Annotated in this window: 45 protein-coding genes and 1 pseudogene; 4 read left to right on the top strand and 42 right to left on the bottom strand. The window is 44.8% G+C overall.

Annotated features, from left to right (window positions below; translation table 11 throughout):
• Window positions 1–32: 32 nt before the first annotated feature.
• The 34 genes from KOY49_RS01140 to KOY49_RS00975 all read right to left on the bottom strand — a co-directional run bounded on the left by KOY49_RS01140 (window position 33) and on the right by KOY49_RS00975 (window position 18,577).
• Entirely contained in the window at window positions 33–245 is a 213-nt protein-coding gene (locus tag KOY49_RS01140) for a hypothetical protein (protein WP_232736368.1), read from the bottom strand.
• 91 nt (window positions 246–336) lie between these two features.
• Window positions 337–579: a DUF5915 domain-containing protein gene (locus KOY49_RS01135; RefSeq protein WP_232736367.1), complete on the bottom strand. Its 243-nt coding sequence runs from the start codon at window positions 577–579 to the stop codon at window positions 337–339.
• A 32-nt stretch (window positions 580–611) separates the two neighbouring features.
• The gene (locus tag KOY49_RS04880; protein WP_269802164.1) at window positions 612–2,015 is read right to left on the bottom strand and encodes a class I tRNA ligase family protein; all 1,404 of its coding nucleotides are present in this window, start codon (window positions 2,013–2,015) and stop codon (window positions 612–614) included.
• A 22-nt stretch (window positions 2,016–2,037) separates the two neighbouring features.
• Complete coding sequence (locus KOY49_RS01125; RefSeq protein WP_269802163.1) at window positions 2,038–3,294, bottom strand: class I tRNA ligase family protein; 1,257 nt, start codon at window positions 3,292–3,294, stop codon at window positions 2,038–2,040.
• A 379-nt stretch (window positions 3,295–3,673) separates the two neighbouring features.
• On the bottom strand, window positions 3,674–4,660 hold the full coding sequence (locus KOY49_RS01120; protein WP_232736366.1) for a WxL protein peptidoglycan domain-containing protein: 987 nt from the start codon (window positions 4,658–4,660) through the stop codon (window positions 3,674–3,676).
• A gap of 121 nt (window positions 4,661–4,781) precedes the next feature.
• Complete coding sequence (locus KOY49_RS01115; protein ID WP_232736365.1) at window positions 4,782–4,949, bottom strand: hypothetical protein; 168 nt, start codon at window positions 4,947–4,949, stop codon at window positions 4,782–4,784.
• Window positions 4,950–5,108: 159 nt separating this feature from the next.
• Window positions 5,109–5,477 carry a hypothetical protein gene (locus KOY49_RS01110; RefSeq protein WP_232736364.1) on the bottom strand — a complete coding sequence of 123 codons (369 nt, stop codon included), beginning with the start codon at window positions 5,475–5,477 and terminating at the stop codon, window positions 5,109–5,111.
• Complete coding sequence (locus KOY49_RS01105; protein WP_232736363.1) at window positions 5,470–5,958, bottom strand: hypothetical protein; 489 nt, start codon at window positions 5,956–5,958, stop codon at window positions 5,470–5,472. The genes KOY49_RS01110 and KOY49_RS01105 overlap by 8 nt, the downstream gene beginning before the upstream one ends.
• Window positions 5,959–6,165, bottom strand: coding sequence for a hypothetical protein (locus tag KOY49_RS01100; RefSeq protein ID WP_232736362.1), 207 nt, complete (start codon window positions 6,163–6,165; stop codon window positions 5,959–5,961). It abuts the gene before it with no gap.
• A 5-nt stretch (window positions 6,166–6,170) separates the two neighbouring features.
• Window positions 6,171–8,597, bottom strand: coding sequence for an RCC1 domain-containing protein (locus tag KOY49_RS01095; RefSeq protein WP_232736361.1), 2,427 nt, complete (start codon window positions 8,595–8,597; stop codon window positions 6,171–6,173).
• A gap of 92 nt (window positions 8,598–8,689) precedes the next feature.
• The gene (locus tag KOY49_RS01090) at window positions 8,690–8,827 is read right to left on the bottom strand and encodes a hypothetical protein (protein ID WP_232736360.1); all 138 of its coding nucleotides are present in this window, start codon (window positions 8,825–8,827) and stop codon (window positions 8,690–8,692) included.
• A complete protein-coding gene (locus tag KOY49_RS01085) occupies window positions 8,827–9,120 on the bottom strand; it encodes a vitamin K epoxide reductase family protein (protein WP_332873935.1) in 294 nt (97 codons plus the stop codon). The genes KOY49_RS01090 and KOY49_RS01085 overlap by 1 nt, the downstream gene beginning before the upstream one ends.
• 171 nt (window positions 9,121–9,291) lie before the next feature.
• On the bottom strand, window positions 9,292–9,549 hold the full coding sequence (locus KOY49_RS01080) for a hypothetical protein (protein WP_232736358.1): 258 nt from the start codon (window positions 9,547–9,549) through the stop codon (window positions 9,292–9,294).
• A complete protein-coding gene (gene nrdR, locus KOY49_RS01075) occupies window positions 9,549–10,004 on the bottom strand; it encodes a transcriptional regulator NrdR (protein ID WP_129632309.1) in 456 nt (151 codons plus the stop codon). The genes KOY49_RS01080 and nrdR overlap by 1 nt, the downstream gene beginning before the upstream one ends.
• Before the next feature lie 5 nt (window positions 10,005–10,009).
• A complete protein-coding gene (gene ftsZ, locus KOY49_RS01070; protein ID WP_129637179.1) occupies window positions 10,010–11,203 on the bottom strand; it encodes a cell division protein FtsZ in 1,194 nt (397 codons plus the stop codon).
• A 37-nt stretch (window positions 11,204–11,240) separates the two neighbouring features.
• On the bottom strand, window positions 11,241–11,471 hold the full coding sequence (locus KOY49_RS01065) for a hypothetical protein (protein WP_232736357.1): 231 nt from the start codon (window positions 11,469–11,471) through the stop codon (window positions 11,241–11,243).
• Window positions 11,472–11,544: 73 nt separating this feature from the next.
• Window positions 11,545–12,042: a cell division FtsA domain-containing protein gene (locus KOY49_RS01060; protein ID WP_376787536.1), complete on the bottom strand. Its 498-nt coding sequence runs from the start codon at window positions 12,040–12,042 to the stop codon at window positions 11,545–11,547.
• The gene (locus KOY49_RS01055) at window positions 12,021–12,182 is read right to left on the bottom strand and encodes a hypothetical protein (RefSeq protein ID WP_232736355.1); all 162 of its coding nucleotides are present in this window, start codon (window positions 12,180–12,182) and stop codon (window positions 12,021–12,023) included. The genes KOY49_RS01060 and KOY49_RS01055 overlap by 22 nt, the downstream gene beginning before the upstream one ends.
• Before the next feature lie 66 nt (window positions 12,183–12,248).
• Complete coding sequence (locus KOY49_RS01050; protein ID WP_232736354.1) at window positions 12,249–12,419, bottom strand: acetate and sugar kinases/Hsc70/actin family protein; 171 nt, start codon at window positions 12,417–12,419, stop codon at window positions 12,249–12,251.
• A 54-nt stretch (window positions 12,420–12,473) separates the two neighbouring features.
• Window positions 12,474–12,890 carry a hypothetical protein gene (locus KOY49_RS01045; RefSeq protein WP_232736353.1) on the bottom strand — a complete coding sequence of 139 codons (417 nt, stop codon included), beginning with the start codon at window positions 12,888–12,890 and terminating at the stop codon, window positions 12,474–12,476.
• 336 nt (window positions 12,891–13,226) lie between these two features.
• Window positions 13,227–13,754, bottom strand: a complete 528-nt coding sequence (locus KOY49_RS01040; protein WP_232736352.1) for a M24 family metallopeptidase — start codon at window positions 13,752–13,754, stop codon at window positions 13,227–13,229.
• On the bottom strand, window positions 13,723–13,995 hold the full coding sequence (locus KOY49_RS01035; protein WP_232736351.1) for a hypothetical protein: 273 nt from the start codon (window positions 13,993–13,995) through the stop codon (window positions 13,723–13,725). The genes KOY49_RS01040 and KOY49_RS01035 overlap by 32 nt, the downstream gene beginning before the upstream one ends.
• A 225-nt stretch (window positions 13,996–14,220) precedes the next feature.
• Window positions 14,221–14,556, bottom strand: a complete 336-nt coding sequence (locus KOY49_RS01030; RefSeq protein WP_232736350.1) for an adenylate kinase family protein — start codon at window positions 14,554–14,556, stop codon at window positions 14,221–14,223.
• Window positions 14,557–14,564: 8 nt separating this feature from the next.
• Window positions 14,565–15,023 carry a GatB/YqeY domain-containing protein gene (locus KOY49_RS01025; protein ID WP_232736349.1) on the bottom strand — a complete coding sequence of 153 codons (459 nt, stop codon included), beginning with the start codon at window positions 15,021–15,023 and terminating at the stop codon, window positions 14,565–14,567.
• Window positions 15,023–15,238: a 30S ribosomal protein S21 gene (locus KOY49_RS01020; protein ID WP_039326918.1), complete on the bottom strand. Its 216-nt coding sequence runs from the start codon at window positions 15,236–15,238 to the stop codon at window positions 15,023–15,025. The genes KOY49_RS01025 and KOY49_RS01020 overlap by 1 nt, the downstream gene beginning before the upstream one ends.
• A 43-nt stretch (window positions 15,239–15,281) precedes the next feature.
• Window positions 15,282–15,821, bottom strand: a complete 540-nt coding sequence (locus tag KOY49_RS01015; RefSeq protein ID WP_232736348.1) for a hypothetical protein — start codon at window positions 15,819–15,821, stop codon at window positions 15,282–15,284.
• A gap of 91 nt (window positions 15,822–15,912) precedes the next feature.
• Window positions 15,913–16,254: a hypothetical protein gene (locus KOY49_RS01010; RefSeq protein ID WP_232736347.1), complete on the bottom strand. Its 342-nt coding sequence runs from the start codon at window positions 16,252–16,254 to the stop codon at window positions 15,913–15,915.
• A complete protein-coding gene (locus KOY49_RS01005; RefSeq protein WP_232736346.1) occupies window positions 16,241–16,402 on the bottom strand; it encodes a DHHA1 domain-containing protein in 162 nt (53 codons plus the stop codon). The genes KOY49_RS01010 and KOY49_RS01005 overlap by 14 nt, the downstream gene beginning before the upstream one ends.
• Window positions 16,392–17,015: a DHHA1 domain-containing protein gene (locus KOY49_RS01000; protein ID WP_232736345.1), complete on the bottom strand. Its 624-nt coding sequence runs from the start codon at window positions 17,013–17,015 to the stop codon at window positions 16,392–16,394. The genes KOY49_RS01005 and KOY49_RS01000 overlap by 11 nt, the downstream gene beginning before the upstream one ends.
• Window positions 17,005–17,544, bottom strand: a complete 540-nt coding sequence (locus KOY49_RS00995) for a DHH family phosphoesterase (RefSeq protein WP_232736344.1) — start codon at window positions 17,542–17,544, stop codon at window positions 17,005–17,007. The genes KOY49_RS01000 and KOY49_RS00995 overlap by 11 nt, the downstream gene beginning before the upstream one ends.
• Complete coding sequence (locus KOY49_RS00990; RefSeq protein WP_232736343.1) at window positions 17,544–17,711, bottom strand: hypothetical protein; 168 nt, start codon at window positions 17,709–17,711, stop codon at window positions 17,544–17,546. The genes KOY49_RS00995 and KOY49_RS00990 overlap by 1 nt, the downstream gene beginning before the upstream one ends.
• 200 nt (window positions 17,712–17,911) lie before the next feature.
• Window positions 17,912–18,100, bottom strand: coding sequence for a hypothetical protein (locus KOY49_RS00985; protein ID WP_232736342.1), 189 nt, complete (start codon window positions 18,098–18,100; stop codon window positions 17,912–17,914).
• 4 nt (window positions 18,101–18,104) lie between these two features.
• Window positions 18,105–18,422 (bottom strand): hypothetical protein, encoded by a 318-nt coding sequence (locus KOY49_RS00980; RefSeq protein WP_232736341.1) that lies wholly within the window; start codon window positions 18,420–18,422, stop codon window positions 18,105–18,107.
• Window positions 18,422–18,577, bottom strand: a complete 156-nt coding sequence (locus tag KOY49_RS00975) for a hypothetical protein (RefSeq protein WP_232736340.1) — start codon at window positions 18,575–18,577, stop codon at window positions 18,422–18,424. Before KOY49_RS00975 ends, KOY49_RS00980 begins: the two co-directional genes overlap by 1 nt.
• Window positions 18,578–18,616: 39 nt before the next feature.
• On the opposite strand from KOY49_RS00975, the gene KOY49_RS00970 reads away from it, so the two are divergent.
• Genes KOY49_RS00970 through KOY49_RS00955 form a run of 4 tightly spaced genes read left to right on the top strand, consistent with a single transcriptional unit; the run spans window position 18,617 to window position 21,461 of the window.
• Window positions 18,617–19,612: a DEAD/DEAH box helicase gene (locus KOY49_RS00970; protein WP_232736339.1), complete on the top strand. Its 996-nt coding sequence runs from the start codon at window positions 18,617–18,619 to the stop codon at window positions 19,610–19,612.
• On the top strand, window positions 19,584–20,558 hold the full coding sequence (gene priA / locus KOY49_RS00965) for a replication restart helicase PriA (RefSeq protein ID WP_332873934.1): 975 nt from the start codon (window positions 19,584–19,586) through the stop codon (window positions 20,556–20,558). Before KOY49_RS00970 ends, priA begins: the two co-directional genes overlap by 29 nt.
• A gap of 20 nt (window positions 20,559–20,578) precedes the next feature.
• Window positions 20,579–21,154 (top strand): peptide deformylase, encoded by a 576-nt coding sequence (gene def, locus KOY49_RS00960; protein ID WP_232736338.1) that lies wholly within the window; start codon window positions 20,579–20,581, stop codon window positions 21,152–21,154.
• Window positions 21,114–21,461: a formyl transferase gene (locus KOY49_RS00955; protein WP_232736337.1), complete on the top strand. Its 348-nt coding sequence runs from the start codon at window positions 21,114–21,116 to the stop codon at window positions 21,459–21,461. The genes def and KOY49_RS00955 overlap by 41 nt, the downstream gene beginning before the upstream one ends.
• A gap of 609 nt (window positions 21,462–22,070) precedes the next feature.
• Here the strand turns inward: KOY49_RS00955 and KOY49_RS00950 are convergent.
• From KOY49_RS00950 to KOY49_RS05530, 8 genes and pseudogenes are all read right to left on the bottom strand, one after another.
• The gene (locus KOY49_RS00950; RefSeq protein WP_232736336.1) at window positions 22,071–22,544 is read right to left on the bottom strand and encodes a DUF5663 domain-containing protein; all 474 of its coding nucleotides are present in this window, start codon (window positions 22,542–22,544) and stop codon (window positions 22,071–22,073) included.
• 121 nt (window positions 22,545–22,665) lie between these two features.
• A complete protein-coding gene (locus tag KOY49_RS00945) occupies window positions 22,666–22,926 on the bottom strand; it encodes a DUF5663 domain-containing protein (RefSeq protein ID WP_232736335.1) in 261 nt (86 codons plus the stop codon).
• Between the two features lie 36 nt (window positions 22,927–22,962).
• Entirely contained in the window at window positions 22,963–23,109 is a 147-nt protein-coding gene (locus KOY49_RS00940) for a hypothetical protein (protein ID WP_232736334.1), read from the bottom strand.
• Window positions 23,110–23,355: 246 nt separating this feature from the next.
• Window positions 23,356–23,841 carry a hypothetical protein gene (locus tag KOY49_RS00935; RefSeq protein WP_232736333.1) on the bottom strand — a complete coding sequence of 162 codons (486 nt, stop codon included), beginning with the start codon at window positions 23,839–23,841 and terminating at the stop codon, window positions 23,356–23,358.
• On the bottom strand, window positions 23,822–24,406 hold the full coding sequence (locus tag KOY49_RS00930) for a hypothetical protein (protein ID WP_232736332.1): 585 nt from the start codon (window positions 24,404–24,406) through the stop codon (window positions 23,822–23,824). The genes KOY49_RS00935 and KOY49_RS00930 overlap by 20 nt, the downstream gene beginning before the upstream one ends.
• Window positions 24,407–24,510: 104 nt before the next feature.
• Complete coding sequence (locus tag KOY49_RS00925; protein WP_332873933.1) at window positions 24,511–24,993, bottom strand: translation initiation factor IF-2; 483 nt, start codon at window positions 24,991–24,993, stop codon at window positions 24,511–24,513.
• Between the two features lie 169 nt (window positions 24,994–25,162).
• The gene (locus KOY49_RS00920) at window positions 25,163–25,750 is read right to left on the bottom strand and encodes a translation initiation factor IF-2 (protein ID WP_269802182.1); all 588 of its coding nucleotides are present in this window, start codon (window positions 25,748–25,750) and stop codon (window positions 25,163–25,165) included.
• Window positions 25,736–26,037 (bottom strand): annotated as a pseudogene (locus tag KOY49_RS05530) (GTP-binding protein); the annotation flags it as partial. The pseudogene KOY49_RS05530 and the gene KOY49_RS00920, both read right to left, overlap by 15 nt.
• Window positions 26,038–26,093: the final 56 nt, after the last annotated feature.

The following is a 26,093-nucleotide window of genomic DNA, read 5'->3' as shown; positions in this document are numbered from 1 at the left end:
TCTTTGTGAGAGTAATTATACATCATTAATCGTCAACAGCGTTGCCATCCGCACGAGACCAAAACTTTACGAATGTTTTCTATTTCGTCAACGTCTAGCCGAATTGCCTGCGGCTCCCGCTGCTCTTTAATAATTTCTTCAGCAAGTCCATCCGCCAGCGGATCAATTGGCAAAAATCCTACTTTACTACCAAATAATTTGTTGAATAAATTTTGCATAACTTTTTTATTTTTATCAATTAACAATGATATATTAGCATAAGTATGATGAAAAGTCAATAGAATATCCTCTTACGCTAAGGAGGCTACTTATTTCAATTGACAGACTTAAGCTTATTTACGCCTTTTTCAGGGAAATTTCTACCAATTTACCCTCGATTTTGACGTCATATTTTTCCGATTCATTGACCACAGAATTCAGCTCCACAGCAAGAGTTTCAGCTTTAATGACGTCAGCGAAAGCGTCAACAGCTTGAGATATTTCAGAATCGTCACTAGAAATGCTCAATACAATTCGATCATCTATCTGCAGACCGGCCTGCTTGCGCGCGCTTTGGACATGGCGAATGATTTCACGCATCAAACCTTCGCGCTTTAGTTCAGGAGTGATTGTTAAGTCATAAACAACGCTCGGTTGCGCCGTGACTCAGACTCTGAATCTGTAACAATTTCAACCGATTTCACGTTCAATTCATCTTTGGCGATATCAATCAAGAATTGCGCAACTTCCGCTGGTGTATCCTGAGAAATAGTGTTGATAAGTTTCACAGACGCCAACGGCTGACGCACCTTAATTCCCTCCGATGCGCGCTTCGACAGGCCGTCATTTACCGCAGTACGCAGTGCATTCATGTCGCGTAGCATTGAATTGTCTATTTCACCAGCCGGCAGCCAATCTTTAAGATGAATCGACTCGTTATCGCCCGTCAAATTATGGTACAATTCTTCCGCTAAGAATGGCGTAAACGGCGCTAGCATATAGCTGAGTCGCACCAAAACGTAATGGAGCGTGCGGTAAGCGTCATTTTTATCGCCATCATCTTCAGATTTCCAGAAGCGGCGGCGACTGCGTCGGACATACCAGTTACTTGCGTCGTCTAAGAACGGCAAGATCGGCTTGGTTGCGTCCTGCAGATTATAGTTGTTAAGGCCTCGCTCGACCTCTGTTATCAATTGATGCAACCTCGACACAATCCAAATATCCAACGGATTTGTTAAATCGTGAAGTGGATCTGATATATCGCCGTTAAACTCCCAGCCGTCAACTTCAGCGTACATCGTGAAGAAGTCGTACATATTCCAGATCATGCCAAGCTTACGCGCCACGTCCATCACGTCCTTATCCGCCAAGGCAAAGTTTTCGCCATTTGTTAGCGGACTACTCAGTAATAGGAAGCGTAAGGAATCAGCACTAAACTTATCCATCAGCTCGTTCGGATCAGTAAAGTTACCCAGGGATTTACTCATCTTGCGGCCGTCATTGCCCGCCACCACACCAGTAGTGATGACATTACTGTAGGCGTTTTTGTGCTGCGCGCCAGCCTCGCCAAAGGCACCGATTTCGGCCAAGGCGGCGTTGACAGCATGCACGTAGTAGAACCACGCTCGCACCTGGCCGATGTACTCAACGATGAAGTCCGCCGGGTAATTCTGCTCAAATTTTTCCTTGTTTTCAAACGGATAATGGAGTTGTGCAAACGGCATGCTACCGCTCTCAAACCAACAGTCCAAAACCTTATCAATGCGGGTAAATGTTTCGCCGTCAATTTCAAAAGTAATTTCATCCACCCACGGTCGGTGATAATCATCCAGCTCCACGCCGCTCAGCTCCTTGAGCTCCGCATACGAGCCAACCACCTTGACCGTACCGCGGTCACCCTTCCACACTGGCATTGCCGTCGCCCAGAAGCGGTCGCGGCTCAGATTCCAATCTGGTGCCTGCTCGATATTTTTGGCAAAACGACCATGTTTTAGATGAGCCGGGAACCAATTAATATGCTCGTTTTGCTCCATCATCAGCGGCTTTTGGCCCTGAATGTCAAAGAACCAGCTTGGGATGCGCGCGGTACATGATGCGCTGTTTGCTACGCGGGTTGAACGGGTATTCGTGACGAATGTACTCGATCTTCCACACCGCGCCCTTTTCCTTCAGGTCTTTGGCGATGAACTTGTTATTATCCCACACCTCGAGGCCTTTGTAATTGCCATCGGTATAGTAGCCGTTATCATCAATGACATGGAAGGCACTAATGCCGTGGCGTTTGGCCAGCTCAAAGTCGTCCTCACCATAAGCCGGCGCGATGTGCACGATGCCCGTACCTGACTCGTGCGAGACGAAATCCGCCGCGTAAATGGTGTGGATCTTGTCGTTATCTGGCCAGGCCGAGCCCGTATCGAGCGACTGATAGGTTTTACCCACCAATTCGCTACCGGGGAATTTGCGTAATACTTTGTAATCAAGCGGCTGATGCTTTTCGTCCTGCAGGGTGCGCTCGAGGGCTTCTTCGGCGATAATGAGCTTTTCACCCCCCACCAGCACTTCGCAATACGTCATCTCCGGATTGACGGCCAACATCAGGTTAGCTGGCAATGTCCATGGCGTGGTAGTCCAAGCCAAAACAGCAACGTCTTCATCAGGCAGCTTAAACTTCACATACACACTCGGGTCGGTCACCGTTTGGTAGGCGTCGTTGTCCATGGTCACTTCGGCCTTGCTGACAGGGGTAGCAAACTTCGTGTCGTACATCAGTACCTTTTCGCCTTCGTAGATTTTGCCTTCTTCGTAAAGCCTCTTGAACGCCCACCAAACAGATTCCATGTAATTGTTATCCATGGTTTTATAAGCGCCCTTAAATTCAACCCAACGACCAATTCGCTCAATCACGCCCTGCCAGGTTTCGCTGTTCGCTACCATGCTTTCGCGCGCCTTGATGATGTATTTTTCCAGGCTGATGGTTGGCAAAGGATTACCGTCTTTATCCAGCGGCGCTGGCTGATCACTACTCGCCACAATCTGCCGCCGGTCCACGATATTCATCTGCTTTTCGACGAAATTCTCTGCCGGTAGGCCATGGCAATCCCAACCCCAACGGCGTTCAACTCGCTTACCTTTCATTGTTTGGTAGCGTGGAACAGCATCTTTCACGATTGAGCTAAGAAGAGTTCCATGGTGTGGCACACCAGTAATGAATGGAGGGCCGTCATAAAACACGCAAGCGTTATCTTCGCTACGGTTTTGCGACTGATTTGTTGAATGTGTTTTCTTCTTTCCATCGCTGCACCCCATCTTTTTCATATTCTTTTGCTCGTCTTCTTGTTTTGTGTTTGAAATTTCATTGTTATTTCTCCTTATTTAAATTAAAAATCACCTCTTTTGATTTCGAGAATCCGCTCAGGTGTTTTATGCGGACGGTACCATCTCGATTCCAAAAGAAGTGATTCTTTCAGCTCTTTATTGTTCACTTTGTCGCAGTGAGTCGCGGCGGGGTCTAATCTCAGCTGATTCAAAATCATACCGATTTCTTCCCGCAGACTTCGCGGTTGATAGCCGCTCATTTTGCGTTGGCTTCATCAGAGAAAAACCTCCTCAGACACACGCAAAAACGCCCTACTCACATTGTAGCGCGTTTTTACCAAAATCCCAAGATATTTTTATTTCCAACCCTGCTAAAATACTAACGATTACCAAATTTAACTGATTTTTTGCGGCGCTTAATTGCGACAATAAAGCCAATCAATAGCAGAATAACCAACAACAAGGCGCCACCAATTATCGCCAAAGCCATAATTGACGGCCAGAAAAACAGTTCTTTGGGCTCAATGTCCTTCGTTATTAGTTCACTCTGATTCTGACCAATCCCCCATTCGCCAGCCTTTTTCTTGTAAGAAATCGAGAGCTCTGCTTTATATTTACCTCCCCAGAAAGGCGCCAGCTTACTTTCATAGCGGAATTGACGTATTTCATTAGCAATCGTTGCATTTACGCCACCATTCTTATAAACAACATTACCTGCCGCATCCTTGACTACCAATTTAATATCGACATCAGCAGATACATTACCAGAATTCTTCAGCGCAATTTCATACAACTGATTACCGTTTTCATTCTTAATATCAAATTTATCAATTGTCACATCACGATGAATATTTCCAGGAACAACTATCGCCATGCGAATCGCCTGACGGGTTTGTACCTGGACGCCGCCCGTTGCTACAGGTTGAGTATTTTTACGCTGCACAACAATGCAGGCGTTATGTTCACCAACATCCACCTTACTAGGAACCCTAACCGTAAAGTCCACCAGCTTACTTTCCTTTGCCTCGAGCGTTATCTCCTGTTTAGGGATGCTAACCCATTTACCAGCGTCAACCTTATCCTCCACTTTTTGCTTGCAGGTCATATCACCAGTCGCTGTTACTGTGCCATCAACTGCATAAACCTCAACCGTTGCTTTTTCATCTAGCCCATTTTGAAGGTATAGTTGGTCGGATTTTGAGGCGCCACCAGATAGATTGTAAATAAAAATTGATTGGGTCCTCGGGTTATTCGGATCAGGATTAGCTGGTCGACTACCAATTCCCGCAGCAGATACTGGCATAGGTAAAATTAGGCCCACAACGACAGCCGCTCCAACTATTTTACGCCACAATAAACTATTCATAACCCTCCTTGTCAAAACTATACTACCTATTATACCAAGAGAATATGCTTATGACTACTACTTAAGCAAATTAAAAACGGACATCCGCAGGGGTGCCCGTTTTTATAAATGTCTTAACTATTTAGATAGCAGCAACAGTTTGTGTCATTGGCAAGGTGTATGTACCTGCTTGCTGACCAGCTGGAATATCTTGTTTCAAGCTAACACCTGTGATGTAGCCATTCCAGACAGCATCGGCACCCGCTGAGGCACTCATTAGCGTAACTGGGTTGCTACCAGAAAACGCCATTGAACTACCTTTAGTGATACCAGTAGCTGTACCAATTACCGGAGTAACTGTGCCAGTTGATGGATCAACCGTTAGACGACCATCAGCGGCAGTACCGTTATATTTGTAGCTTTTGCTACCGTCTGGTCCATTTACCAGTACCTGAGATGGTGTTCAAAGTCAGTGTCCAACCGTTATTAGCACCGCCAGGGTTGTCAACGGAAATACGCTTGTCATTTTCACCAAACGTACCTGTTGAAGTCTGAGCTGACGCAGAATAATGTCACAGCACTCTGTCGCAAACGTAGGATTGCTGACAATCGCATTGCTTGAGTTACGGATATCGGTACTTAATGCGCCGGCATTAATTGTTTGAGTCAAAGTAGAGTTGGCGGTATTCGCCGCATAAACAGCAGAGCCAGCTAATCCAGCAAAGCTAACTGCTCCGAATCCGACAGCTGCCAATAATTTTAATTTTTTCATTTTCCCTCCTTGTTTTGTGAATTTAATTTGTTTATCGTAAACTATTACGCTTATTTCTTCATCCATCCCGCTCCTTTTCTTTTTTATGAATCAACAGCAGAATAGATGCTACAAAAATTGCGGTGGCACTAATGACAATCATTAGCCACATGCTAACGCCCGTACTCGCTAAAACTCGGCCGACTTTCTTAAATATATTCGGAATAGCAATAATCTCCCCAATAGTTTGTTTTGGAATAGTGACTGAAAAATCAGCAAACTGGGTTACCTCTGGCGATGAAGGACTAGCCTTCATCCTGGCTGTAGCTCGCCCATTATAAGTATGGCCTGGAGTTAGTGGCATAAAATTGTCCCCTGGATGGTCATTTTGCCAATTTGAGAAATCTAATGTCCAAACGTTACCATTCACCCGAAGCTCACTATCTCGCCCCAATACAAACGTCCGCCCGTTAAACTCCACCGTCAGATTATGTTGACCTGTTATGGGATTAGTGACTGTATGGACCGCATCATATACGCCATATAACACTGGCTGCTTCTTATCCACCTAATCGAGCTTCATAAACTTTGGTGCAAAAATTTGACAATCTGGATGATTTAATTGATTACCGTTCTCCAGTGTAGTGTGTGTACAATCAATATCCCGAATCACCTGCGACAACGTCGAATCTGCAGTCGCAAAAACCGGTGAAGAAATACTCATTGCAACAAGTAGTGTGATAGTAGTGAATAATTTTTTTACTCTACGCATCATACCCCCTACTGCGCCGTCACCGTTAATGTCATTGGTAAATTATACACGCCAGGACTCTGATATGCCGGAATAGTCGGGTGCAGCCCAACATTACGCAATAAAAATGCACAGCCCAGCTGACCGGTTGAGCTACTGCTACTCATCAGCGTAATACTATTTGCATTTGCTCCTCCCGCTTGGAATTGCAAATCAGAACCCTTTTGTACACCACTAGTGTTACACGACGATCCACTCAATGAATTGCCCGACGTGATGACAGAGGCAGCCGCAAACTTAACCGACAAGAACCCTTGGGTGTCACTATTGCCATTGAACATGTAGGACTTCGTGCCACCTGACTGCTGCCAGCGAGCAGTCGACCCATTAGAAGCCGATAACACCACACTCCATCCAGCATCAGTCTGCGTATTGACCACCTCAATTTGCTTTGAATTAGAGTCCGATAGAGAAGCGCCCGTGATTACACTGTTTCTGCTCGTGGTCGCATCAGCAAATCTCGCGGTTGGATTAACCACTGTTGTTCCCGCGCTGTTCGCAAAACGAAGATCCAGCGACCCAGGGGCCGTCTTAAACTCTGGGTATACATCATACGTATCAACACTGGTGCCCGGCGCAGCAGTAGTGTCTGTAACTAAACGAACACAATAATTTTCATTCCTATCAAGACCCCTATCAGCCAGTACCAAATCCCAAACCCCCACTTCGCCAGCAGCTATATCTTGGGTATTCACAAACGTTGTCCAGGGACTATTCTTTCTGACAATCGTCTGCGGGCGCGTACCAACGGTATTATCTGGTAATGCTGGATCATCTGAAATCTTAGTTATAGCCGTACCATCTGCTGGACCGTTTGTGGCGTACCTAAGTTTTGCCGCTCCATTAATAGCCCGCCAAGCCGCCCCATTAACTGCTGAACATGTCACCGCGCTACCCTTTTTTGCATATTCGGCACGTAATTTAATTGCTGAGTCCCCGATGGTTCGCCCTGGAGTTGATAACGACGTAGGCGTTAGCGCATTAGACGACGAGCCATTACCCAATTGATAATGTGAGTTCTCGCCCCAACAGTAAACATAGCCTCTAGTCGTTAAAGCACAAGAGTAGTTACTACCACTAGCTATATCACTTATAGTATTGTCAGCGGTTATTGATAGCATGTTGACTTTTACCGGCGACGTCGAATCTGAGGTTGACCCATTGCCTAACTGCCCCTTGTCGCCGGCTCCCCAACAGTAAACATCTCCGCTACTAATCAATACACAAGTATGCTCGTAGTTAGCTTTTACCTGTCTAATCGTCTTTCCGCCGCCAAGAATTCCACTTACCGAGGCAGGTGAAGGAGCATAGCTGTCCGTAGTTGACCCATTGCCAATCTGTCCCCTATTATTTTTTCCCCAGCAATACAATCCTTGGGAACCCGAAATTACAGCACAAGCATGAGTGGCGTGTCCAGAAATTGACTCAACCTTCTTGCCGCCAAAGCTTATCTGTACCGGCCGCGCAGAATAGCCGCTAGTTTGACCGGCACCAATCCGACCATTTTCAGTAGTACCCCAACAAAATACCGAGCCGTCAGTCGTTAAGGCGCACGAGTAGAAAAATCCCGCAATAATTTGCTTAACTCGTCGCCCTCCAAACTCATTCATGGAAGTAGCTACTGGCACATTAGATATGGTCGTTGAATTATTACCTAGCTCACCATAAGCATTCTGCCCCCAGCAATAGATTTTACCATCGGAGTCTAGTGCACAGTTATGATTAAATCCTGTGGCAATTTGCGTAATATTTTTACCTGACATCACCCCAGAAGTACTAACGGCCACCGGTGCATTAGCCTGGTTATAAGTCCCATTTCCTAGCTCTCCATTGCTTCCATAACCCCAGCAATACACTCTGTTATCAGAAACAATTGCACAAGAATGCCAATCTCCAGTAGCAATCTGCTTAATAGTTTTACCACTTAAGTCGCCGTCAGTATAAATAGGCGTCGGAGTGCTCGAATCGGAAGTTGAGTTAGTGCCAAGCGCCCCCCAAGCACCCTCTCCCCAACAATAAGCCTTATTATCTGACAAGATAGCACAACCGTGGTTATGTCCTTCGCCAACCGCTGCCAGGCTTTTTGTAAACAGTCCTTTATTTTGCACGCCAACTCTCAAACGAAAATCAGCACCAGGCTTTGACAATATGGCCTGAGTATTAGTACCAGCTAATGGAGCTCCTGGATTAGCTGAATTTGACGGACTGTAAAAGCGATATGAGACTTGACCAATTTCATTCTGTTTACCGCCCGCTGGAATTGTCGCATGGCTCTGCTGCGATGTAGCAAAAATGAAGCCCATGACCGCAAAAACGGCAATAATACCGCCAAAAGTAAAATAATATGCCGTTCGGCGCCTATTTTTAATTAATAATAACTTCTTATTTTTTATCATGCTCTATTGTTCTTAATTGAGCCCTACCCTATTATTACTCATCATCAAGTATACCATAAGCTTTTTAGATAAAACAATGAATCTTTAGAAAACTAGAACAATTGGCTGCCGAATTTGGCGATTATCGCGACAATTACCGCAACAACCAGCGATACCACGGCAAGCGCATCATATCCGCCACCAACGATCTTCTGCGTATATCGACAAGAGAATATTTTTCTGTGGACCATTATAGCGCGTCAAACCGAGCATAATCATCAGCATTCCAAGATCTAAGGTCAAGGCACCACGGACAAAGCACGCCAATTTCGACGTAGCTCATATAAAACATCCAAATAGCAAATATCATTCCGATGATAGCACCGGCTTGCGCCGCCTGCATAAACCACTTCGGGAATTTTGCTCCCGCCAGCAACGCCACTGCAATTGTTACCATAACAGGCAAAGTCATCACGCCGATGAAACTATTTGGGAATCCTAAAATAGCCGCCGACCAATGATTCGCCACCGCCGAACAGCTCAGAGCTGAGCTAAAATCGCAACTTAATACAGCGTGAGAGTTTTTTGCTAATTCAAGGCTTCAATAGATAATACGAATGATGCCAATAACCCTAATCCACTACCGACAAGCATTATAAATGCCGCCAAATTTTGCTTTTTCAAATCTTCGTGAAATAGCCAGTTTTTGATTTTGCTAAACATAAAAACTCACTTCGCTAATTGTTGGTAGTGGCAAGCCACGCCAAAGGTTTTGCAATTGACCGCTGTCACTCAGCGCGATAATTGTTGGATACTCCACAATGTCATACACTTCGCAAAAATTATTACCTTCTGCAGAATCAGGACTCATCTCCTCTAAAACCTGACCAGTTTGTCGGCTAAAATCACGCAAAAAGTCTGAAACTTGGCGCGCATAATCGCTTTCCGAACGATAAATCACAACTACTCGCATTACAATTCCCGCTCGCCCTTACTGCGTCGCTTCGCTAAAATCTCCACAAAATCGTCCAACGTCTTAAACTCATAAAAAACGCTAGCAAAACGAACATACGCCACTTCGTTGCGTTTTTCTAGCTCGTCCAAAACTTGATCGCCAATCTGTTTTGACGTAACTTCCGATTCGCCCAGCGCATATAAAGAGTCTTCAACCGCCGTAATGATATTATCGACTTCCTCGTCAGACTTAAAGAATTTTCCGACCGAACGGCGCGTCGAATTCGCCAATTTCACCCGGTCAAACAGCTCACGATCGCCATTTTTCTTTATCACCGCTAGATTCGGTTTTTCAACTCGCTCATACGTAGTAAATCGCTTGCCATCTGGAGTTTCTCTGCGACGTCGAATTGCGGCACCGTCAGAAACTTCGCGTGATTCAATAACGCGACTATTGCCGATATTAAACACCATTTTATCTACTCCTTGTTCTTCTTTCGTCGCCTCAGAAATGCCGGCGTATCATCCTCATCATCGTCAGCTTCAACGGTTGGATTTTCCCAAATATTAGTCTCTGGCTCAGCCGCAAAACTTTCGGCAGATTCTTCCTTGTCCAACTCTAGGTCAATATTTTTAACCATTTCGTCATCAACTTCTGTCTCGGCAGGTTTTGTATCGTCACCCACAGTCAAGCTAACTTCCTGCTGGCGGAATGTATCGCTATCAAATCCTGTCGCAATCACCGTAATGACCAGCTCGTCTTCCATTTCCGGCTTCAAAGTCGCACCAAAAATAATGTTGGCATTTGGACTAACAGCGCTAGTAATAATTTCTGCGGCTTCCTGAATTTCTGCCATACTCATGTCGTAGCCACCAGTTACATTGAATAGCACACCCTTGGCGCCATCAATCGACACCTCAATTAGAGGACTTTCAATAGCTTGTTGCGCCGCCTGAACCGCTCGGTCGTCACCGCTCGCTCGTCCAATTCCCATCAAAGCCGAACCGGCATTACTCATAATCGCCTTAACGTCAGCAAAGTCAAGGTTAATCAAACCATGCTCAGTAATCAGTTCAGAAATACCCTGAACACCCTGCCTCAAAACATCATCGGCAATCTTGAACGTTTCCAGTAGCGGCGTTCGGCGATCAATCGTCTGCAATAATCTGTCATTTGGAATAGTAATCAAGGTATCAACCTCGCGTCCCAAGTGAGAAATCGCCCAATCCGCGTTAACTCGGCGCTTTTCGCCCTCAAAGCTAAACGGTCGAGTTGCCACGCCAACCACCAAAATACCAAGCTCGCGCGCCACTTCTGCCACAACATAACCAGCACCAGAACCAGTTCCGCCACCAGCACCAATTGTCACAAATACCATGTCCGCGCCTTCTAGCGCTTCCCTAATTTCGTCACGAGATTCATTAGCTGCGGCCTCACCAACAGTAGGGTCGGCACCAGCACCCAAACCATTAGTTGCGTCACGACCAAGATGAATTTTTATGTCAGCCTTCGAATTATGCAACGCCTGAGCGTCCGTATTCATAGCAATGAATTGAACGCCAGTTAGACCAGCGTCTTTCATTCGGTTAATAGCTGAACCACCAGCGCCGCCAACACCGACGACTTTTATGCTGGCAAATGTTTGAACTTCACTTGGTTGTATTTGCGGCATATATTCCCTCTCTTAATCCTTACATAGAGTATATCATTTATTTAAATCTAGCGAAAATATTTTTAAGTAAACCGCCAGCTTTTTTAGTGACATTATTTGCGCCAACTATCGGTTTTACCTGCTGCGAAATGCCCATAGAGTCAATCAACATCAGACCAACCGCAGCCGAAAATTCCGCGCCTTTCACTTCATCGCTAACTCCACTATAGCCAGCCGGAACACCCAAGCGTGCCGCCACGCTCAATTGATCTTTCGTAAACTCCACCATATACCCTTGACTTTCGCCGCACCGCCAACCAGCACAACGCCGCTCGGTAGTTTTCCTAGTCGCCCAGCTCGCTTCAGTTCTTTAGCACTTGCTTCAAAAATCTCTTCGTATCGCGCGCTTGAACAATCTCGTCAATTTCTTCTTGGTTGAACTTGTATGTCTGCTTTTCAACCTTCGTTTCAACTTCGCCCAAAGTGTCGCTGCCAAATCTTGCGTGCGCCAATTTCACAACTTCCGCAATTTCCGGATCCGTCCTAAGCCCAATAGCCAAATCGTTCGTTACGTTCTGACCGCCCATTGGGATAACCGCCAGGTGTTGCAAATCGCCCTCTTCATAAATAGCAATTCCTGTAGTTGCCGCACCAAAATCAATCACCGCAACGCCATTTTCACGCTGACTTTCCGTAAGAACGGATTGAGCTGCCGCCAAAACCGACGGAACAACAGACACAGCCTCAACCTTAGCCATTTCCGCCGACTTCTGTAAATTAGTAATGTGTGGAACCAAACCAGACACGACATTCGCCCTAATTTCCAGACGCGCGCCAGTCATACCAATTGGATCTTTAATATTATCTTGACCATCCAGTCTATACGCCCGTTTTTAATAATATCTAAAATCTCTCTATTCTGTGGCACTTTTCCAGTTGTAGTAACTTCCTCCAGCCTTAATGTATCATCATTGCGTAACTTCATTGTTAACGGTTCCAACGTTGATCATTTCCGTCGGCTTTTGTACTTAATAAATGAGATCCGTTAATGCTCAACGTAGCTGCGTTAATCTGATGAGCCGCTCATTCGCTCGGCTGGTTCCAGTGCCTTATCAATAGCTTCGGCTGGACCACTCAAATTCGTTACGGTTCCCTTTCGCATTCCGCTATTCGGTGTTTCACCGACGCCAACAATTTTTGGCGCACCATTTTCTGCGTCAATATCAGCCGACGACACAGCGCCCCGTTTTTAACGTGGCAAATGTCCATTCCTACAGCAGCGTGATCGCGATTAGCTCACTGCATAAGCTGTATTGTGCAGGTTATGTCTATAATTTGGCAAGCGAATTGGGCTGGTGATTGCTGCTAAAAAATCTTTTTGCTGCAATATCCTCACAATGAAACGGATGTTCGGTTTTGCTCTTGTGGAGCTTATTATAGGTGTTTTGCGTTCTGGGTATTCTTGCGGGAGTTTCGGGTAGTCTGATATGTCTACGTTCAGGGCGTTCAGCGTGTTATGCGGCTGCCATAGGAGGCATTCCATCAAGTTGATATTGCTTTTAAGCTCGGTATTTTGTCGGTTGGTTATAAAGTCCCTTTGTGACATTATAAATTGCTTTTGATTTTCTGTTTGTCTTGCCGTGGCGTAGTCTACTCGCTTTTTTTGTAAGAGTGTTTGACAGGCGGCGGTATTGGTCGCGCTATGCATCAGGCTAATTACCTTCCAGACAACTTATTAAATACCCTAAAAAATGGTCCAACAAAGGACTCTTCGCTAAAAAATAATATTGGGTACAGAGAGAGTGTGGCAAAAATAAAGTATTTTTCTACATTGAAGTATATAATGGCGGAATCGAGCAAAAACAGATGCGCAAAAAGATGGACGATTTACGATGCGGTGAAAAAACATATTTAGGATTGGCGAGCTGAGCATGGCATAACGGGTTATGCCGGCGGATGGGGTGGCGGTGATCTTGCCACCCGTCCCCGATATATAGTTGCCGAGATAGATTTCGATAACGAATCTCTGGATTCAGATTAATAATTAAAGCTTCGTCAGAATTTCAGCGCCAGTTTCGGTAATCAATACCGTATGTTCAAAATGCGCACCCAGACTGCCGTCTTTCATACTAATTGTCCAGCCGTCGCTGTCGGTGATAATTTTCTCACCGCCCAAGCTCGCCATCGGTTCAATTGCAATTGTGTCGCCAGCGTGCAACATCGGACCAGTTCCTCGCCTGCCGTAATTCGGAATTTCTGGCTCCATATGCATACTCAGCCCCACGCCATGACCAACTAGTTCACGGATTATACCAAGTTTAGCCTTCTTCAACACAGCTTCCACTCCCGCTGAAATATCGCCAACTCGCGTTCCATCGCCAGTTATCGCGTCAATTCCCGCATATAAACTCTGTTCTGTTGCATGCAATAAATGTTTCTTCGCGCCCTTAGGCTCTTCATCGACAACCATAGTAAAAGCGCTATCCGTCTTCATTCCACGATAGCCAATCACCAAATCGAAGCTGACCACGTCGCCCTTTTCAAAAACATATTCGGTCGGGAAAGAATGCACCAATTGCTCGTTCGTCGATATACAAATCACTCCCGGGAATTTCTGCTTCGTCCGTAAGATAAGTCGCCTCTGCGCCAAAATCTTTAATTCGCTTGGCTACAAAATCATTAGCGTCCAGGTCTCTCATTCCATGCGTTACGGATTTTTTCAATTCATCATAAATTGTCGCAAGCATTTTGCCGCACTCGCGCATATCTTTCATCTGTTGCGGCGTTTTTTCTCCGGTGATCAATTGGCTCATTTTACACCCTCAACAATGCCGCGGCTAACCCAATTCTCTTTCTCGATTTCATCATGAACTTGGCCGACAGTTCCAACGCCGCTCTTATGTATAATTGGAACACCATTGTCATTCCAAATAGTTCAGCATTGGGTAAATTTCACCTCGATAAATACTGAGTCGCTTGTCGATTGCTTCAGGCGTGTCGTCAACTCGACGCGGCGCACCCTCAAACGCTCCAGAATTTCATCGCGCGGAACTTCCAGCTTTGATCACCAACTTAACATCTTTTCCGTGATGTGAACGCGACTCAATCAGCCATTTAGCCTGTTCTAATTGTCTTGGATAGCCGTCCAGAATTACGCCATTAATATCCTTAGCTTTATTAAGAGCCTCGCCCATCAAACCGTTGATAGTTTCTATTGGCACCAGTTCGCCAGATTGCATGCGATGAATCAATTCGCCATCGTGAGTGTCGCGCAACAGCTGTCCGGCACTAAGCCAACGCCAACCATGTCGCGCCGCTAAAATCTGCCCCTGCACACTCTTACCAGCACCCGCCGGCCCAAAAAATACAATCATTTTTCCTCCTATTTTGTGAGTTTTTCTTTAACAATTTTCGCCACCAACGCACCATCCGCAGCATTGCCGACCTTACTTTTTACCGCGCCAATAACTTGTCCCATTTTCTGAATTGAGACATCGTCCATACCCGCAATAACTTCTTCTACAATCTTTGAGATTTCCGCCTCGCCAAGTTGCTCTGGCAAAAATTCTCGTAAAATTTCCGCTTCTTTTTCTTCAGGTTCCGCCAACTCCGCACGGTCATTCTTTCGATATAAATCCGCACTTTCGACGCGCTTTTTCACTTCTCGAGCAACGACTTTTTCAATTTCAGAATCATCTAAGCCGTCTTCTCGCTTGCCCAAAGAAACTTCTTCGTTTAAGATTGCTGCCTTTAGATTACGCAAAACATCACCACGAAAACGATCGCCGCTCAATAGAGCGGCTTTCATTTCACTAGTAATGCGCTCTTTTAGCGCAGACATTAACGCACCCCTAGGCGCATTTTTGCCGTTTTTTCAGCTCGTCGCTCGCGGCGAATAATAGCTTTTTTACGACGCTCGGTCTTTGAAATTGGTTTTTCAAAACGCATAACGCTCTTAGCGCGAGCCAAAACACCGCTTTGCAAAACCCTGCGGTTGAAACGACGAATGATATTTTCGTTCGCTTCCTTCTGATCTTTACGTGTTACTTGTACCATACTGCAAACATTATAACAGATGAGAAAGTATTTGCCAACTAGATTATCCCTTCACCTTCTTTGACGTGAGATTTAATACCTCACCATCAGGAGTAAACGTAATAGTATAAGTGGTCACATCAGCCCGTATATGCCTATTACAGTCAAATCTGTGTTCTGTAACAGGGATCTTGGCAGTATACGTACCATCATCATTTTCAGAAATTTTAACTTTGGCAAGGTCACAAGGAATATTTTCTGGCAAAGCCGAATCGCCAGGAACTTCTCCATTCGCATCACTGGATAAAGACAATTGAACGCCATTATTTATCTCATACATTACGTCCTTTAGGGAAATTAAGTGACCAGCAGCTGCTACTAAAGCACTCAAGCTAGAAGCTTCATTCAAATGTTCAGCGAATTCCTTATGTTTACCCGCTACGTCATCATACTCTTCTTTAAGATCCGCTAAGGCTTTGCCAGGCAGCTCCGAGCGTGTATCTTCGTGATAATTAGTCAGTAACTTTAGCGCTACCCTCCCCAGGCTAGTATGTGTATCTTTCTGATATATAATTTCCCCTCTGCCGCTATTAGAAAACTCCATATATACCAAACCTCCCAAAAAATTCTCCCACCCAAAAATATTAATACACTATAACAATACATCTACTCTACAAGTAATGCAACTATTACACCTAAGCCAAATGCAATAATCGCCCTTCAACTGACTTCATCCCCTGCCATTCATTTACAGTCGGCTGGAACCAAGCAGACACTTCGTCGCCCACTTCACGGAAAAATTCTTCTGGCGCATTAAAAGCCAGCATCTGCAACGCAACGTCATTTTTATCACGCAAGGTCAATTTCACGTGTTGCCCATCCGCACCCATTCTCCTCACATTTAAAACCGTCGCTTCAGTTATTTTCAATATAGGCTCCGCGTTACCATTGCCAAATGGCTCCATCTTTGCCAAATTATCAATCAGCTCTTCATTAATTTCCGAAAAATCGTCAATCTCAACGTCAGCTCTCGGCAAACAAATATAATTCCTGATTTTTTAATTGCATTGAATCGTAAAACTCATTCACTCGTCGTCTAAAATCGTCAATTCTCTCGGTCGCCAACGTCACACCAGCTGCCGCTCCGTGACCGCCACCTTTAATAATGATGTCGTCAGCTTGCACGAACCGCGTCAGCCGCGGAAAAATCGCCAAAACTTCGCGCCGAACCTGTAGCCTCGTCGCCACGCTCGCCAATTATAAAAACTGGCTTCTTATATTTCTCAACCAACTTTGACGCCACGATGCCGATAACTCCGTGATTCCAATTGCCGCTATTCACCACCAAAACTCGATCATCAGTCATATTGTCCGCCTGCTGGCAAGCTTCGTCAAAAATCTCGTCCTGAATACTGCGGCGCTTAATATTCAATTCTTCCAGCTTTTCACTAGCCTCCAACGCCTCCAGTCCATCACTCGCCGTCAGCATATCCAGAGCATATTGCGCCGTCTCCAATCTGCCCGCCGCATTCATTCGTGGACCCAGACCAAATCCCAAATGCCTAGCATTAACCTTCTCCGGCTCAATTCCCGCCACCGACATCAACGCCTTCAAACCAGGACGCCTCTGCTTTTTCAAAACCTCCAAGCCCCAATAGACATTCGCCCTATTTTCATCCGCCAGCGTAACTATGTCGCAAACCGTCCCCAGCGCCACCAGATCCAATAGCCACTTCTCGTAACCATCTGGCAACCCGTCCAGTTCGGTTTGTAGAGCCTGAACCAATTTAAACGCCACACCCGCGCCACAAAGATCTTGGAAATGGATATTTATGACCAGGAAACTTCGGATTGACCGCAGCAATACTCGGCGGTGGAGTCTCAGCAACATTATGGTGATCAGTCACCACCGTATCAATCCCCAAACTCGATGCGTATTCAATTTCCGCATGACATAAACTTCCCGTATCAACCGTGACAATTAAATCCGCACCCATATTTCGCACCTTATCAACGGCGCCCATCGTCATTCCGTAACCCTCAACAAACCGATTCGGAATAAACGCGCCAACTTCCTTAAAGCCAAACTTACCAAACGCATCCAGCAAAATTGCCGTTGCACTCAGCCCGTCAATATCGTAATCGCCATAAATAACAATTTTCTCACCCTCAGTGTGCGCCTTTTTCAAGCGGTCCACCGCTTTTCTCATATCTGGCAATAAAAACGGATCATGCTTTACTGACGCATAATTCGGATGCAAAAATTCCTCACGCGCCGCACGCGTAGTTAAGCCTCGAGCCGCTAAAATTTTCTCAAATAATGTCATTAGTCTTTATCAGCCATGCCGCGCTTTGATCGCGCTGAATATTGCTGAGATTTAATCACCATACTTTGCAATTCCTTAAAAATTGGGAATTGTTTATTAGTGAAATACGTACGTGAGTTATCTTGCTTTTCACTCTGCAAAAATCCAACCTTTTCTATTCGCTTCAATTCTCGTTGAATGTTTCCAGGATCTTCCTTTAATTAGCTTTGTTAATCCGCGAACATGTGTGTGAAAATCAGGATACTTAGCGTATACTACTACAATTTTTCGCCGCACCCTAGATGTAATAAAAACGTCTAACATAACCTCCCTAACGCATCTTTCTTAATTAAAGTTTATCACAATTTTACAACACCCGACAAGTTTTTTACTTCCAATTCAAAATAACTTGGTTAATTTTCGCTATCGTTTCCTCTTTGGATGGCAATGTATTATCCTCATAGTAATGATTTAATCCCATAAAATTCTCCTTCACATCCAAGATATGCATTTCATCAACTGTCATGTGCAATTTATCCACCGCCGCCACGCCACAAAACGGCACCGCAATCACCAATTTCTCAATCCGAACTGATTTCAGAAAACTCCAAAGCCACGTCCAAAACTGATAAATCATCGCCAAAGCCATCACTTGCCAAAATCACCACCCGGATCCTTTTTAGCATATCCTTATCGATGATTCCGCCATCACCCAAAAGCCTATTCATTTTCTGATGAGCCTCGCGCTTTTTCTCTTCCAGATAACCGTGAAATTCACTAGTATATTCATTAATTTCACCGTCAGAAAATTGACTATTATACGTAAATTGACCCGACTGCGACATCGCCCCGATGCTTAAACTTTCCCCAGGAATCTCAATCCCTTCGCTCAGCAACATCACTTGAGAACACAGTGGAGTTTCACTGCAATTTGCTCACCAATCAACACGCCACCTTCGCCAATTGCAACCACTGCGCGGTTTTCATAGCGATACTTTTCCAGTACTTGATCAGCCAGAATTGCCCCAGCCTGCGAACGACTCTCAAAATGCATATGCTTATTTTAGCATTTTTTTCGCGATATAATATGAACATGCATTACTATTTGGTTTCGTTAACAAGAATCGTCCGCGCCGACGCAAGTTCGTTTACGTATTCTTCAGAGGAAAGACTGCCGACCGGAATGATTGTTGCTATAGAAATCGGCAAAATCAATGCTATTGGTGTAGTTCTACAAGAAGTTCGCCAACCCGATTTTGAAGTCAAGCCAATTAGTAAAATCGTTGAAGAATATCCCTTGCCAATCGAACTCGTTCAGACTGCTATATGGATGAGCAAATATTACGCTACACACCAAGCGACCGTCTGGCAAGCAATTTTACCCAGCGGATTATCCAAAAAACGTCGCTCAATTAACCAGTCCACCCCAGTTAATCCAGCAGAAAATCGAACAAAAAATGTATTCACTGATGAGCAAAAAGCAGCCCTCCAGACCATCGAAAATCTCCATTCCGGAACGGTACTTTTACACGGCGTAACTGGCTCAGGAAAAACCCTAGTGTACATAGAAGCCGTAAAACAAGCCTTAGAAGAAGAGCGATCGGCGATAATTTTAGTCCCCGAAATTGCCCTAACTTCGCAACTAGTTGCTGAGTTTTCTGCTCATCTGCCAAATGTCATAGTTACCCATTCCAAACAAACCGAAGCTCAACGATATGCAATCTGGAAAAGAGTTATTAGCTCAAACGATCCGGTAGTAATCATCGGTCCGCGATCTGCTCTTTTCATGCCCGTGCAACAGCTCGGACTTGTGGTGATTGATGAGTGTCACGAACCGAGTTTCAAGCAGGAGCAATCCCCTCGATATTCAGCCCTTCGCGTCGCCTCAGTTCTTACAAATCAACATCGCGGCAAGCTAATTCTAGGTAGCGCCACTCCAGCAGTTGCCGACTATTACGTTGCAAAAAAATCAAACACGCCAATCATTACAATGACAAAACCAGCAAGACCAGACACCGTTCGCCCCAACGTGACGCTGGTCGACATGACAAAGCGCAACAATTTTACTCAACATCAATTTCTTCTCTGACCCACTTCTGAAATCTATAAACACAGCATTATCAAAAAATGAGCAAGTTCTTATTTTTCACAATCGACGCGGCACAGCATCAATCACATTATGCGATAACTGCGGCTGGCAGGCTGGTTGTCCACGCTGTTTTATTCCGCTCACTCTGCATGCGGATAGTCATAAATTGTCATGCCACATTTGCGGTTTTTCGACCAAAGTTCCTACTAGTTGCCCTGAATGTAAAAACGCCGACATCATCCACAAAGGTATCGGAACTAAGCGAATTGAAGACGAATTACAGAGGTTATTCCCGAACAAAAAAATTGCTCGATTTGATAAAGACACCGATTTGAAAGCTACCGTGGACGAGCGTTATGATGAACTGAAAAATGGTGAAATAGATATAATTATCGGCACGCAAGTTATCGCCAAAGGACTAGATTTGCCACATTTAACAGTCGTCGGGGTCGTTCAAGCCGACACCGGACTTTCCCTCCCTGACTATTCATCGCCCGAACGAACATTTCAATTGCTCGCCCAAGTCGTCGGCCGCGTCGGCAGGTCAAGCACGCCAACAGAAGTTGTCGTCCAGTCGTATCAGCCAAGTCACCCATCCATCACAAACGGACTATCTCAAAACTATACAGAATTTTATCAAAGAACCATATCTCAACGACAAAAAACCAACTTTCCACCTTTTACTTACTTATTAAAACTAACTTGCGTTTATAAAACCGAAGCCGCTGCCATAAGGAACGCTAAAAAATTGTCCGAACTATTAAAATCCAATTTTGATAACATTGAAGTTTTTGGACCAACTCCCGCTTTTTATGAGCGCGTCCGCGATACATATCGATGGCAAATCGTAGTAAAAAGCCCCAAACGACAAGAGCTTCTTGACGTCTTGAATTTCCTGCCGTCATCACACTGGCAGTACGAGCTTGACCCTGTAAGTCTACTGTAATTTCTGGTATAATTATAGCAATGACAAAAGACGATATTATCACATTACCAAATCCACATCTTCGCCAAAAATCATCGAAAATCCACGTTGTTACTAATGATGTTGTAAAACTGGCAGACGAAATGACCGCAGCTGCGCTGGACTGGGAAGATTCCAGACCTCACGAGATTAGCGCCGCCCTGGCTGCTGTGCAAGTCGATAAATTAGAGCGTGTTGTGATTGTTCGAGCTGACTTTGAAAGAAAATCAACTCGCGAATTCATCACTCTTATCAATCCAGAAATCGTGAAATATGAAGGCGAAATTGTCGAAGATTTTGAGGGATGCTTAAGTGTTAAAAGCATTTACGGAAAAGTTCCCCGCTATAGTAAAATTCGCGTAAAAGCCATGAATTTAGATGGCGAAGAAGTGCGAATTAAAGCCGAAGGATTTTTGGCGCGCGTATTACAGCATGAGATAGACCACTGTAATGGATTAGTTTTTATAGACCATATTAAGGATAAAAAAGACGCTTTTTATACGCTCGATAAGAAAGGCGAGTTGCAACCGTTAGATTATGACAAAGATATCGCCGAAAATAGTATTCTTTGGGACTGAAAATTACAGTCTAATTACCTTAGAAGCTCTCGTTGAAGAGGGATTTAACGTTGTTTGCGTTATTACCAAACCCGACACCAAGCGTGGTCGCGGACACAAACTTACTGAACCTCCAGTAACTCCATTCGCTAATTCTGCCGCTATGTCCAGTTTTACCGCCACGTTATCCGTCAGTGAAATGTACGCTATTGCTTTGGATTACTTTGGCGATTGTCGGGCGTTTTGGTTGCATAGCCGGGATTATCATTCCCCAGTCAATTATCGACTTATTTACACCGGGAATTATCACTGTTCATCTCTTCTCTGATTACCAAAATATCGAGGACGTATTTCTTCTCGATATGATTCAAGCTAATATGGGTATATTTTTCTTTGCCCGAAATTGGCGTGTCAATAATAGTAGCTTGATAGTCATATGGACGCCGGCCCTATCTAGTCCCAAACTCAGCCATTCTGTCACTGGTATATATTGCAAAAGTTCTTATTATGCGATTAATTATTTCATGACGGCACTTCTCTGCTAATAACGAGCCTGCCACATATAGGTATCGATGGTCTTTTTTCATTGGAATGCTATAGGATAATTCTCTGGGTTCATATTGCCACTTATTCATCGCTAAGGCCAACCTTCCTTTCTCGGATGCGGAGCTTATGCCCTCTTCCGAGGCTGCAGCTCACGTCCGCGCCGAGACTTTTGGTTTCGAGCGTAGTTCGCGTGGTTATTGATTACTCGGTTGATGTCATTATCACTACATCTTTCGTTTATGCTGCCAACTATTGCCGAGTTCTGCATCTCTGGTAAAACGTTTGCCTTCGCGCTATTATTTAATGATTTCTGTGCTGATCGCACCAGCCAGCGGCAAAATCAATGAGCGCAGAAGAATTTATCCGCGGTCATCAAGTCTAAATTCACTGACTAAGCAGCCAAATCAAAGTCGCTTTGAGTCTGCTGCGGCGCTGAAGGTGCACTCATGCCACCTAAAATAGCATCGCGGTTGGCAATAATTTCCTTCTTCAGATCAGCCATAACCGCAGCCACAACGTCACGATAATCTGGTCGATTGACCTCTAGCCACTTAGTAGCTGCAAATTCATCCTTCAGGCGCGGATCGTCAACTGGCAAACCTGAAGCTTGTGACATTTTCTGCAACATTGGTTCCTGTTGATAATTAGGCGCATGTTTCGTCAGAAAATCATCCACAGCACCAGGAGTTTTATCGATAATTCCCGCAAACTCCTCCAGCTGAGCATCGCTCATTCCCTGGCTTAATCGTTCGCCAACTCGAAGCTCTAACTCGCTATAAATATGCTGCAACAACGATTTTTGCTGATCTTCCGGCAACTGGTCCAGCCCCAATTCTTTAAGAAATTCTTCATTCAGTTGGAACATAGTCCTCCTTTTCTTTCGTCTATATGATTAAGTTAAATTATACCAGTAACTGTTTAATATTATTATCCACGCTTTCATATTCAGCGCGTCATTGTATAATTTTTGTAGCTCAATCATAGTCTCATTCATCGAGTTTTGAACTAATTTCCGTTAAATTAACGCCATTATTTGCGCACCAATTCAGTACTGCGGGAACATCGTCTCCGTCCAGTAATTTTATAAACTCGTCCAGCTTCGCTTCGCCAACAGCTAGTAAAATCTTCCTTGTGATCTTATCCTGGACGCTGTTAGTTACGTCTTCCCTCATCTCGTTCTCTTTCTTATCTGTGGGTAGTGATCCAAAACCAGCCTGTGCTAAGAATTCGTCAGTAATTTCAAACATTTTTTTATCTCCTTGTTTATTTTTATATTTTATCTATTAAACGTATTTAGTCAATACATCCAACACGTCCGCAGTAGCACTAGATCCGTCAACTTCCAGATACTCTATTCCGCCAGTATTATACCATTCCACGGTGTGACCGTCAGCCATGGCTTTATCAGCCAGATTATGAAGTTGATCCATTGCGTTTGCGTCACCAAACTTCTCAGCAGCCCAGTTCCAAGGATAGTCGTAAGAATTGAAATTTGGGTGTATCTGGATTTACACTATTTTTTACTATTTTTTTGGCAGCAGGGTTATCTATAGTTGTTTTGTTGGCAGATTGTGGTATTTTATGCATGACCTGATTGTGGTGTTGTTTCCGACTTTCAGCTTGATGTAGGTGTTGTAGTGTTTGCTGTCAGTTCCAGTCGCGTGCGCCGAGTTCGCCTAGTGATGGGCAAATTTACCAGCAACACCACCCAATGCAAAACCAGCAGCATACTTACCTGATGATGATCGTACTTTCTTACGCAGGGCATCCTGTCTCTCTATACTCACATCCTTAAGATTGTCAATTGATACATTGACTGCATGCTTCATAACATCGTCAATTTTCATGTTGGCCACAGTTTTCTTAAATGAAGGATCTATAGTTTCAAGACTGTCGTCATCGGTTATGCGATCTTCGCCACGATGCTCTTCCAGAACAGCTTGTTTTGTTGCTCCAGCAACTCCTAATTTCGTTACTATACCGACAGCCGTCGTAATAGGCCATCCAGCGATTGTTGCAACTGTTCCTGTAGCAGTACCTACCACAAGACCAGTGCCGCCCAACTTCAGCCACTGAGCAATCTTACCACCCTTATTAAACCATTTACCAACTTTAGCTGCAGCTTTCTTAAATTTACCACGATCATCGAGCATTTCTGTCATACTTATCTGTCGTCATTTTTGAGGTTTCTCGCATACTTGCAAACGCTGCTTGACCCATTTCCGCTGCTAATTCAGCCTGCTTTTTTGGATCCTGTTTTGCTGCTTCGATTTTATCAGCAAACTTGAGACGCATATATTCCAATTCGCTCTGCTTCAATTCTTTTGCAGCAGCTTCCAACGCTTCTTGTCGTTTCTTTTTCCCAAAGAAATGTGATTCAGCAGCGATACTAGCCTTAGCAAACCTCTCCCTAGCGATTTTAAGGTTAGCAGCAGCTTCATGTTCTTCTGGGCTCATCTCGGTTTTTTCGGTATTGGCTTTATTTTCAGGCTCAACCTCAGACCGTTCATCGTCGCCATATTCACCTTCGTCATATTCATTGCCAAGATACTTGTCTCGCATAGCCTGTTCGTACGGAGTTAAGCCTTCTGGGTTATCATCCTTCTTTGGTTCATCGTCGCCATATTCACCTTCGTCATATTCATTGCCAAGATACTTGTCTCGCATAGCCTGTTCGTACGGAGTTAATCCTTCTGGGCTAAGCTCGGTAGATTGTTGTTCGCTCATTTTGTGGTGGTTTCCTTTCGCCTTCTGCACGCAGAATAGCAATAAACTTATGTATACCTAAGATACTATCATAAATACACAAAAAAGTCAATACTTAGAACAGTCTACCCCAGTGTTTTCTTCACTAATTCCCTAGTAAAGAACTCCAGCTTGTCGCCAATTTCTAAGGTAATCTTTTTCTTCGTCCTAAGACTCAGTCCACACATTTCGCCTTCAAAGACCTCTTTTGCCTCTTGTTGCTGACGCTGTACGGAAGAAACTTCAACCTCGGCAATTTGCTCTCCGCCACGTTTTACGCGCGCCAGCAAGTCCTTAGCGACTTTACCGCGCTTCACTTCACCGCCAGCAATTACTTCTTCGCGCATCGTCCTAAATACACCCTTAATTTCCAGCTCACCAATTTCAGTTTCAACGATTTCTGGCGCCAACAAAGCCTCCATTGAAGCCTTAGCGTCATCCAATAGTTCATAAATTACCTTAAAAATTCGCACTTCCACGTGTTCACGCGCCGCTAATCGCTTAACTGCTGGTGGCAAATCGACATTAAAGCCATAAATCACCGTATTTTCACCGACCGCCAAATGAATATCGTTCTCAGAAATATTACCAACACCAGTTCCGACAACATGAAGCTCAACTTCGCCATTCGTGTCGAATCAGCTTCAAACTATCCAACCACAGGCCGTTACTGAACCCTGAACGTCAGCCTTAACGATTACGTTAAATTCTTCCGCATCAAGCTTTCGATTCATCATCTTAAGAATATCTGCGCCAGTAACATTGGTTTGTGGCTGCCATTTTCTCTTGTTCAATTTTAGCCTTTTGCGCCAAATTGCGAGCTTCTTTTTCGCTCTTCGCAATCTCAAATCCATCACCGAATTGTGGCAATTCCTTAAATCCGGTCATATTCACCGGCATACTTGGACCGGCATCTTTAACGGTTTTACCACGGAAATCTTGAAGCGTTCGGACTCGCCCGTAAGCCGTCCCAGCAACCAGATAATGACCAGGTCTCAAATGACCATTCTCCACCAACAAGCCAACTACGGCGCCACGACCAGTTTCCATGTGCGCCTCAATAACCAAACCTTCAGCCGGAACATCTTCATCTGCGCGCAAATCTTCCATATCCGCCACCAATAAAGCCATATCCAAAAGCTTGTCTAAGTTCTGACCAGTTTTTGCGCTAACTTCAACCATCACAGTGTCTCCGCCCCATTCTTCAGGGTTCAAACCATGCTCAGATGCCAATTGAGTCTTTACCAGTTGCGGATTGGCTGCTTCTTTATCAATCTTATTAATTGCCACCACACTTTTAGCGTTAGCTGACCTAGCAAATCGAATAGCTTCAACAGTCTGAGGTTTAACTCCGTCAATCCGCCGCCACCACGATAATCACCACGTCTGTCAGCGTAGCTCCGTGCTGCCTTAGCGCCGCAAGGGCCTCGTGACCTGGAGTGTCCAATAAGGTAATAGTTCGTCCGTTACGCTGAGCTTGATAAGCGCTAATATGCTGAGTAATTCCTCCGGCTTCACTATCCGCTGTCTTCTTATCAAGGAATCGTGTCTAGTAAACTCGTTTTACCGTGGTCAACATGCCCCATCACAGCTACAATTGGTGGACGAGGAACTGCCTTGTCTGATAATTTGTGCGTATGGTGATGGATTTCTGCTGAAACCGTCTTTC

This window comes from Candidatus Minimicrobia vallesae, from assembly GCF_018866205.1.
In the GTDB taxonomy this organism is placed as follows: Bacteria; Patescibacteriota; Saccharimonadia; order Saccharimonadales; family Saccharimonadaceae; genus Nanosynbacter; species Nanosynbacter vallesae.
This window is presented reverse-complemented; position numbering and strand designations above follow the sequence as displayed.